Source organism: Extibacter sp. GGCC_0201 (assembly GCF_017566055.1).
Lineage (GTDB): Bacteria > Bacillota > Clostridia > Lachnospirales > Lachnospiraceae > Extibacter.
In genome coordinates, this window is the sequence record NZ_JABFCH010000031.1 from 38,034 (window position 1) to 46,294 (window position 8,261).

Consider the following 8,261-nt stretch of genomic DNA (forward strand, 5'->3'; position numbering starts at 1 on the left):
CCTGCATTGAAAGGGTGCTATATTTTTGAATACGAAAAACAGAAAAAGAATCCGCATAATCGGGAAAATATTATTTGTATTTTATATCGCGTTTCTCGTTTATTTTCTCTTATTATCTGATTGGTACGGCCGTACGGGAGTGATGCAGGAATACCGGTATAATCTTGTGCTGTTCCAGGAGATCAAACGTTTCTGGGAGTACCGGGAACAGCTTGGAATATATGCCATGTTCACGAACCTGTTCGGCAACGTGCTGATTTTTATGCCTTTTGGATTCTTTATGCCTATGGCAAGTCGTCACAGAAGCTTCTTTTCCGCACTGTTCTACAGCTTTGGACTGAGCCTGTGCGTGGAGACATTCCAGCTCGTGACGAAAGTGGGCAGTTTTGATGTGGATGATCTTCTGCTAAATACGATAGGCGGTGTATTAGGCTATATGATATTTGCAATCTGTGCAGCAGCGAGGAGAAGATATGATCATAAAAAGAAGGCAAAAAGACAAAGAAGAAGATAGGTCGAAGGACATACAGAAGGAGCGGGAGAAACGGCGCAGAAAGATGATGCGCGGCAAGTACGGGCAGGCACCGCTTAAGCACGCCAAAAAGGGGATCAATTCCTGCTGCTATGCAGGAAGCGTGTTCCTGATACTTATGGTAATGCTCGTCTTTTCCTACGTGTCAGAGGGCAGCGTGAGCGTGGCTGCCGGCTTCGCGGGTCTGGCGGTAGCGGTACTGGCCTGGCTTGGGCTGATGTCAGGTATCCGCGGTTTCCGGGAGAGAGAGAAGAATTACATAACCTGCAAGGTAGGAGTCGTCTGTAATGTGCTCCTCCTTTTGGGTCTTATGAGTATATTTTTCAGGGGGCTGTTTTAGATGATCGAGGAAAGATATGAACTTGCAATAGAACGCATTAAAGAAATCAGTAAGGAAGATACGGTGGCCGGAACATTCCGTGACTACTTTTGCTGCATGGCACGGTTTATCGGAATGCTTGATGAACTGAACAGCAAGATAGAGAGCGGAACATATGCGGACCTTCCGCTTGATGAGCTTAAAAAGTGGAATGAAAGCCTGTATGCAGATATACTGCCCGGGCAGTATGAGACGAGCTATGCCAATCCGGATTATGCCGTGAAGAAGACAGGAAGAGAATACGGACAGATACTGAGCTTCCTGTACACGGAGCTGAGAGGCGCAATCCCATATATGTTCGAGGGCAGGAAGGAATATCTGGACATCTTATATGAACTGTTCATAGAGATATATAATGTGTTTGAAGAAAAGAGAGAACCTGAGACTGAGACGCTGAAGGAGATAATCTACTGGTATGCCAGCGATTACTGTGACGTGTTCGCGGCCGACAGGGTCAGGGAGCAGATCGATCCGGATGAGTCATTCGCCACGGATATTATCATGGACAGCGACCTCTCGGACCTGAGATATCTGTACCGGTTCGGAGAGTATATAAGCGAGAATGAATGGAAGACGGCAGAACACCTGAACAGCCTCGATGCATCTGTCATCCGGAAGATGGCTGATACCTTCACGGAAGGCTATCGGATGGGATTCATCAATACGGGCAAGGATCTGTCTAAAAAGTCTGTCGTGAACATCCGGTATGTAATAGGCTTTGAGCGGGTCATCCGCCAGGCGATAGAGAATTTTGCCCGGATGGGCCTCAGGCCTGTCATTTACCGCTCCGGCGCAAGCGTGCTGACGAAACGTCAGCATCTGAAGACCGGCTATTACGGAGCCATTCCGAATAAGCAGTACGAATACGACCATAGAAATGACCAGGGGCTGTATCTGGATAAAAAGTTCATAGAGCGCAGGCTGGAAGTCATCCAGACGGCCTACGAACAGAATAAGGAGCTGGCCGCCCGGTTTGCAGGTCCTGCCTGCATGGATGTCTTCGGCGAGCATCCTTTTTCGCCGGAGCAGAAAGATACGGCAGTCAGGCTTACGAAAAAGCAGGAAGAGCTGTCGCTGCTCTATGACAGCCGTTCCGGGCAGATCACGAATACGTATATCAAAGGCGAAGAGAGGAGCTTTACTATCGTTGCATATCCTGTGCCGGAGATTGGCAGGCAGTATGAAGAGATCTTCGATGAAGTTATCAGAATCAATACGCTGGATGCATCTCTATATGCCAAAGTCCAGCAGACGCTCATCGATGCCCTCGACCAAGGCGAATATGTACATGTCAAAGGCAGAGGCGGCAATAAGACGGATATGAGGGTGCAGCTTTACCGGCTTGCGGATCCACAGAAGGAGACAATATTTGAAAACTGTGTTGCAGATGTCAACATACCGGTAGGGGAGGTGTTCACCTCTCCGGTACTGGAAGGCACGAACGGCATCCTGCATGTAAGCCGCGTATATCTGAACGAGCTGCTGTATCAAGATCTTGAAATGACATTCTCCAACGGCATGATAGCAGAGTATACGTGCGGCAATTTTGAACGGGAGCCGGAGAACAAAAGCTATGTACATGACAACATCCTCCACAGGCATGCGACGCTTCCCCTCGGCGAATTTGCCATCGGGACGAATACGACCGCTTATGTCGTTGCGGGGAAATACGGGATAGAAGATAAGCTGCCGATTCTGATTGCAGAGAAGATGGGTCCTCATTTTGCAGTTGGAGACACGTGCTACAGCTGGAGCGAGGATATCAAGGTGTATAATCCGGATGGGAAAGAGATTGTGGCAAGAGACAATGCCGTGTCAGCAAGACGGGCGGAGGATGTGTCAAAAGCATATTTCCATTGCCACACGGATATCACGATACCTTATGATGAACTCGGCAGCATCACCGTTGTCACCCGGGCGGGAGAAGAGATTCGGCTGCTTGAAAATGGAAGGTTCGTGCTTCCGGGCACGGAGATTCTGAACGAGCCGCTGGAAAAATACAATAATTAGGACATGCGTATTGAACTGCCGACGTTCAGTATGATATGATTCATATAGAAATTTTAAATACGAAAGGATGAAGATTATGCCAAAAGTAGGAATCGTTATGGGCAGCGACTCAGACATGAAAGTGATGAGCAAGGCAGCCGATATGCTTGAAAAATTAGGAGTAGAATATGAGATGACTATCATCTCTGCACACCGTATGCCGGATATATTCTATGATTATGCGAAATCAGCCGAAGAGAAGGATTATAAGGTGATCATAGCAGGAGCAGGGATGGCGGCACACCTTCCCGGCATGTGCGCAGCCATCTTCCCGATGCCTGTTATCGGAATCCCGATGTCCGGCAAGAATCTGGACGGGCAGGACGCGCTCTATTCTATCGTCCAGATGCCGCCTGGAATTCCGGTTGCGACAGTTGCGATTGACGGGGGAGCCAATGCAGCGATACTGGCCGCCAAAATACTGGCGACTTCTGATCCGGAGCTTCTTGAAAGGCTGAAGGCCTATTCCCGGGAAATGAAGGAGACAGTGCAGGCCAAATCAGAAAAGCTCGATAAACTTGGATATAAAGAATATATGAACCAGATGTAAGGAGAAGAGGAATGGATTACAAGAACGCAGGTGTAGATATCGAAGCAGGCTATAAATCTGTGGAGCTGATGAAAGAACACATCAAGAACACGATGAGACCGGAGGTACTGACGAATATCGGAGGATTCTCGGGAGCTTTCTCTATGGAAGCATTCAAGAATATGGAGAAGCCGACGCTCGTATCAGGGACGGACGGTGTTGGTACAAAACTGAAATTGGCATTTCTTTTAGATAAACACGATACGATTGGTATCGACTGTGTCGCTATGTGTGTAAACGATATTGCCTGTGCGGGGGGAGAGCCGTTATTCTTCCTCGATTATATCGCATGTGGCAGGAATGAGCCCGAGAAGATTGCCACAATCGTGAGCGGCGTGGCAGACGGATGCGTACAGTCCGGGGCGGCCCTCATCGGCGGGGAGACGGCAGAAATGCCGGGCTTCTACCCGGAAGATGAGTATGATTTGGCCGGATTTGCGGTTGGCGTGGTCGATGAAAAAGACCTGATAACAGGAAAAGAGCTGAAAGCCGGCGACGTACTCATCGGCATGGCATCTTCAGGGGTGCACAGCAATGGCTTCTCTCTCGTGAGAAAAGTATTTGACATGACAAAAGAATCGCTGAATACATATTATGAAGAACTGGATGCCACATTAGGCGAGGCGCTCATCGCGCCGACGAAGATATATGTGAAGGCGCTGTCCCGCATAAAGGCGGCGGGCGTGAAGATAAAAGCTTGCAGCCATATAACCGGAGGCGGCTTCTATGAGAATATTCCGCGTATGCTATGTGACGGCATGCATGCAGTCGTGGAAAAGGACAGCTACCCGGTTCCGCCGATATTCGGACTGCTGGCAAGAGAAGGACAGATTGAAGAACATGCGATGTACAATACGTATAACATGGGGCTTGGCATGATCGTGGCAGTGGATGCCGGTGATGCTGACAAGACGATGGAGGCGATAAAGGCTGCCGGAGAAGCTCCGTATGTCGTAGGACGCATCGAGGCAGGCGAAAAGGGAGTTACATTATGCTAAATGTAGTTGTGCTCGTATCCGGAGGCGGAACGAATCTGCAGGCACTCATAGATGCCGTGGATTCCGGTGCCGTTGCCAATACGAAGCTGGCCGGTGTGATCAGTAATAACAGGAATGCATACGCGCTGCAGCGGGCGGCAGACAATGGGATTCCGGGGATATGCATATCCCCGAAGGACTTTGTATCCAGAGATGAGTTTAATGAGAAGTTTCTGGAGGCGGTGGATACGATTTCGCCGGATCTTATCGTGCTGGCGGGATTCCTTGTCGTCATACCGCCGGCGATGATAGAGAAATACAGGAACCGCATCATCAATATACACCCTTCTCTTATTCCGTCTTTCTGTGGAACAGGGTATTATGGGCTGAAAGTCCATGAGGCGGCGCTGAAGCGCGGAGTAAAAGTGGCGGGAGCGACCGTGCACTTCGTGGACGAAGGGACAGATACCGGCCCGATTATTCTGCAGAAGGCCGTGGAGGTAGTACAGGGCGACACCCCGGAAGTGCTTCAGCGGCGGGTGATGGAGCAGGCAGAGTGGAAGATACTGCCGCAGGCCGTCGGCCTCATTGCCGCAGGCAGGGTGAAGGTGGCAGACGGAAGAGTGTTTATCAGAGAGTAAAGCAGGATAGCATGACAGATACAGGAGGAGAACGTGGAATGAAGGTATTAATAGTCGGCAGCGGCGGAAGAGAACATGCCATAGCTCACAGTGTGGCAAAGAGCGAAAAGGTTGATAGGATATATTGTGCCCCTGGAAATGCAGGGATAGCGGAACTGGCGGAATGTGTCCCCATCGGTGCCATGGAATTTGACAAGATCGTAGCTTTTGCCGGGGAAAAGGGAATCGACCTTGTAATCGTAGGTATGGACGACCCTCTTGTAGGCGGCCTTGTGGATGAACTGGAAGCGGCGGGTATCCGGGCGTTCGGCCCGAAAAAGAACGCGGCCGTACTGGAAGGATCCAAGGCATTTTCTAAGGACCTCATGAAGAAATATAACATTCCGACGGCAGGATATGAGAATTTTGAAGACCCTGAAGAAGCGCTTGCCTATCTGAAATCTGCAAAATTCCCAATTGTATTGAAGGCCGATGGCCTTGCCCTGGGCAAGGGAGTGCTCATATGCAATACATATGAAGAGGCGGAAGCCGGCGTGAAGACGATTATGGTAGATAAGCAGTTTGGAGCTTCCGGGAATACGATGGTCGTGGAAGAGTTTATGACCGGACGGGAAGTTTCCGTCCTGTCCTTTGTGGACGGGAATACGGTCAGGACGATGACGTCCGCCCAGGACCACAAACGGGCCGGTGACGGCGATACCGGGCTGAATACAGGCGGAATGGGTACATTTTCGCCAAGTCCATTCTACACGAAAGAGGTGGAAGAGTTCTGTGACAGATACATCTATCAGGCGACGGTCGATGCCATGAAAGCAGAGGGACGGCCATTCAAGGGAATCATATTTTTCGGCCTCATGCTGACGGATGAGGGGCCGAAAGTGCTGGAATACAACGCCAGATTCGGCGATCCTGAGGCTCAGGTGGTGCTTCCACGCATGAAGAATGATCTCATAGAAGTGATAGAGGCATGTGTCGATGGCACGCTTGACAAGATAGACCTTCAGTTTGAAGACAATGCGGCTGTTTGCGTAGTTCTTGCATCCGACGGATACCCCGTTCAATATGAGAAGGGACTTCCGATATCGGGGCTGGAAGAATTCAAGAAACATGACGGATACTACTGCTTCCATGCCGGTACAAAGTTCGACGGGGAACAAATCGTGACGAACGGCGGGCGTGTGCTCGGCGTGACGGCAAAAGGGAAAGACCTGAAGGAGGCCAGGGCCAATGCCTATGCAGCCACCGAATGGGTGAAGTTTGACAACAAATATATGCGTCACGATATCGGAAAAGCGATTGATGAGGCTTAAAGATGAGACGCAGGCCGTAATGCGCAGCAAGATATAGAGAAAGAAGGAGCATGGAAACGTTGAATGATATTCAGTTGATTGGTTACAGCATCCGCAGCCAGAGGCGGAAAAAGGGCATGACGTTACAGCAGCTGTCAGATGCGACAGGATTATCAATCGGATACCTGAGCAATCTGGAACGGAACGCCAACAGTCCGACCCTGGTCAATATCCAGAAGATATGTGAGGCATTTGGCACCTCTTTGTTCAGCCTTCTGGAGACGAATAAAGAAGAAGATATCATCGTCCGTCGGAATGAGCGGGAGCCGATAATCAGCGAAGAGCACAATATGAAGCTGGAGAATATAGACTTTGGGCTGGAAAATGCCTCTTTCATCTATATGACGATCGAACCGGACGGGGCAGGGGACGGACTGTGGTGGGAGCATGAATACCACGAGGTCGGAACTGTTCTAAAAGGGCGGCTGACGCTTACTCTGGATAACCAGACTTTCGAGCTGGACGAGGGGGATACGATTCTCATAAAGGCACACACGCGGCATTGCTATTTTAACAGGACAAAGGAGAGCTGCGTCTCATATTGGACAAGGTGTAAGGAAATAAAATAATCAAGTGATTCTAAAACGGGGTGAAGGTAATAGGGGACCGTGCATTCCAAAACGGTACTGCACTGGAAACTGCCATTTTCTATTTATGGAGATATTTCAGGGGCAGGTGTGACTCATGCGAGTCACACCTGCCCCTGATTGAGGTTATCTATTTCCCGACAGCCCCATGTGCTTGCCAGATACCAAAAAAAGTGAACAGACGGAGCATATGGTAAAAATAACCAGATGATTTGATGTTACGGCATGCTATGATAAAAATCAAATTATTAGGTTAAAGGAGAGAATCATGAAATGAAGAAAGCGGTATTGGATCAGAACATTTTAAAAAAATACAGAGAACATCTGTATGACGAAGAACGGAGCCAGGCGACGATTGAGAAATATATGCGGGATGTCACATATTTCTATCGATATCTGCCGGAGGGGGATAAAGTGATTACAAAAGAGGTTCTGGTCGCATATAAGGGCAGCCTGTCCGACAGATATAAGATGTCCAGCATCAACAGCATGCTTGCTGCCTTGAACGGATTGTTAGAGTTTATGAAGCTGAACAACCTGAAAGTAAAGCTTCATAAGGTACAGCGCTCAGCTTTTTATGATGAGGAAAAAGAACTTACAAAAAGCGAATATAAGAGACTGCTGGATACAGCAATGAATAACGGGAATGAACGTCTCTATATGCTGCTGCAGACAATCTGCGGCACGGGGATCAGGGTGTCCGAACATAGGTATATCACGGTGGAAAGCTTGAAAGAAGGGAAAGCGGTTGTCAAAAACAAAGGCAAAGTAAGGGTGATCTTTATACCTGCCGCGCTTAATAAAATGCTGAAGGACTATTGCCGCAAGGAGAATATTCGGAGCGGCTCCATCTTTATCACCAAAAGTGGAAAACCTATGGATCGGAGCAATATCTGGAACGCGATGAAAAAGCTGTGTATGGATGCAAAGGTGAGCGACAAGAAAGTATTCCCCCATAATCTGAGGCACCTGTTCGCATTAACCTACTACCGTCTGCAGAAGGACGTCGTAAGGCTGGCAGACATCCTTGGCCATGCGAGCATAGAAACGACGAGGACATACACGATGACAACCGGAAGAGAATGTCAGAAGTCGCTTTCAAAGATGAATCTGGTAATCCCGGAGTACAAAAAAACAACATAATATGTATTATGTTGT

Annotated in this window: 9 protein-coding genes; all 9 read left to right on the forward strand. The window is 48.9% G+C overall.

Annotated elements, in window-relative coordinates:
• Positions 1-25 precede the first annotated feature (25 nt).
• A complete protein-coding gene (locus tag HJV72_RS16925; RefSeq protein WP_208072763.1) occupies positions 26-514 on the forward strand; it encodes a VanZ family protein in 489 nt (162 codons plus the stop codon).
• Entirely contained in the window at positions 474-872 is a 399-nt protein-coding gene (locus HJV72_RS16930; protein WP_208072765.1) for a DUF6142 family protein, read from the forward strand. Before HJV72_RS16925 ends, HJV72_RS16930 begins: the two co-directional genes overlap by 41 nt.
• Positions 873-2,921: an aminopeptidase gene (locus tag HJV72_RS16935; protein WP_208072767.1), complete on the forward strand. Its 2,049-nt coding sequence runs from the start codon at positions 873-875 to the stop codon at positions 2,919-2,921.
• Between the two features lie 76 nt (positions 2,922-2,997).
• Entirely contained in the window at positions 2,998-3,510 is a 513-nt protein-coding gene (gene purE / locus HJV72_RS16940; RefSeq protein WP_208072769.1) for a 5-(carboxyamino)imidazole ribonucleotide mutase, read from the forward strand.
• 11 nt (positions 3,511-3,521) lie between these two features.
• Positions 3,522-4,547, forward strand: a complete 1,026-nt coding sequence (gene purM / locus HJV72_RS16945) for a phosphoribosylformylglycinamidine cyclo-ligase (RefSeq protein WP_208072771.1) — start codon at positions 3,522-3,524, stop codon at positions 4,545-4,547.
• Positions 4,541-5,167 carry a phosphoribosylglycinamide formyltransferase gene (purN, locus tag HJV72_RS16950; protein ID WP_208072773.1) on the forward strand — a complete coding sequence of 209 codons (627 nt, stop codon included), beginning with the start codon at positions 4,541-4,543 and terminating at the stop codon, positions 5,165-5,167. The genes purM and purN overlap by 7 nt, the downstream gene beginning before the upstream one ends.
• Before the next feature lie 38 nt (positions 5,168-5,205).
• Positions 5,206-6,477 (forward strand): phosphoribosylamine--glycine ligase, encoded by a 1,272-nt coding sequence (gene purD, locus HJV72_RS16955; RefSeq protein WP_208072775.1) that lies wholly within the window; start codon positions 5,206-5,208, stop codon positions 6,475-6,477.
• Positions 6,478-6,536: 59 nt separating this feature from the next.
• Complete coding sequence (locus HJV72_RS16960) at positions 6,537-7,085, forward strand: cupin domain-containing protein (RefSeq protein ID WP_330619029.1); 549 nt, start codon at positions 6,537-6,539, stop codon at positions 7,083-7,085.
• 291 nt (positions 7,086-7,376) lie between these two features.
• A complete protein-coding gene (locus tag HJV72_RS16965) occupies positions 7,377-8,246 on the forward strand; it encodes a tyrosine-type recombinase/integrase (RefSeq protein ID WP_208072779.1) in 870 nt (289 codons plus the stop codon).
• Positions 8,247-8,261 lie beyond the last annotated feature (15 nt).